This window comes from Micromonospora tarensis, from assembly GCF_016803395.1.
Classification (GTDB): Bacteria; Actinomycetota; Actinomycetes; order Mycobacteriales; family Micromonosporaceae; genus Micromonospora; species Micromonospora tarensis.
Map to the genome: position 1 here is coordinate 1 of NZ_JAEVHL010000502.1, position 1,433 is coordinate 1,433.

A 1,433-nucleotide genomic window follows, 5' to 3' on the forward strand; every position below is an offset into this window, starting at 1 on the left:
CTAGTACTCCAGCAGGAGATCCGTTCTGACCTGCTGGGGCGGTGTGGTTTTGTCCGTGGGCATGGAACAGCCACCGCTGAGTCTCGTGGTTGTGTGGACCCAAGATGCGGCGGTGGCTGCCGCCTACAGAGTAGACGCCCAGCGATGGTTGGGGCTGTTCGACGAGCTGATGGACGTGGTCGCGTCGCGCTTCGCCAGGCCTGAGCCTCGCCGGCGGGTGCGGGACTTCATGGCCGGGCTGTTGGCACCGCTGCCGAGCAAGAACTGTTGGACGATCGCGGAACACGCCGGTGATGACGGGCCGGCAGGGATGCAGGACCTGATCGGTCGGGCCAGGTGGGACGACGCGCAGGTCCGCGCCGACGTGCGGGACTTCGTCGCGGTCAAACTCGGGCACCCCGACGGTGTCCTGGTGATCGACGAGACCGGGGATCTGAAGAAGGGCGTGCACACCGTCGGCGTGCAACGGCAGTATTCCGGCACCGCCGGGAAGGTCGAGAACTGTCAGCTCGCGGTCCACCTGTCCTATGCCTCACCCGCCGGGCACACCCTGCTCGACGTCGCTCTCTACCTGCCGAAGGCGTGGACCGACGATCCCGGGCGACGGGTGGAGGCCGGGGTGCCCGACACCGTCGGCTTCGCCACGAAACCGCAGCTGGCACGCCGGCTGATCGACACCGCCCTCGCGGGCGGGTTGCCATGCCGGTGGGTTGCTGGCGACGAGGCCTACGGCGGTGACCCGCACCTGGCCGCGGCGTTACGCGAGCATCGACTCGGCTACGTCCTCGCGGTCGCCTGCTCGCACCGAGTCCCGACCGGACTGGGCATCCAGCGAGCAGACCAAATCGCCACCGGCCTCCCAGCGCGGGCGTGGCAGCGGATCTCCGCCGGCCAGGGAGCGAAAGGGCACCGCTACTACGACTGGGCGTTCATCACCCTGCCCCTGGCCACCGACCAGCACGACGGTCACCACTGGCTGCTGATCCGCCGCAACCGCACCACCGGTGAGCTGGCGTTCTACCGCTGCTGGTCACCGCAGCTCGTGCCGCTGCACCACCTCGTCGCCGTCGCCGGCAGACGCTGGAGCATCGAGGAATCGTTCCAGGCCACCAAAACCGGCCTCGGCCTGGACCAGCACCAGCACCGCCGCTGGCGAGCCTGGCACCGCTGGACCACCCTCGTCATCGCCGCTCACGCGTTCCTCGCCGCCGCAGCAGCGGCCAACACCACCAGCCCGCACGGCCTGATCCCGATCACCGTCAACGAACTCCGACGACTGTTCCACGCCCTGATCATCGAACCCACCCGACGCGTCACCGACGTCATCGCCTGGTCCATCTTCCGACGCCAGCACCAAGCCGACGCCAAGATCAGCCACTACGCCCGACAAGCCCTCATCGAGCCCTGAAACGGATCTCCTGCTGGAGTACTAG

1 protein-coding gene is annotated in these 1,433 nt (G+C 68.2%); it reads left to right on the forward strand.

Annotated elements, in window-relative coordinates; genetic code table 11:
- Nucleotides 1-169 precede the first annotated feature (169 nt).
- The gene (locus JM949_RS35925) at nt 170-1,408 is read left to right on the forward strand and encodes an IS701 family transposase (protein ID WP_203152471.1); all 1,239 of its coding nucleotides are present in this window, start codon (nt 170-172) and stop codon (nt 1,406-1,408) included.
- The last annotated feature ends 25 nt before the right edge of the window (nt 1,409-1,433 follow it).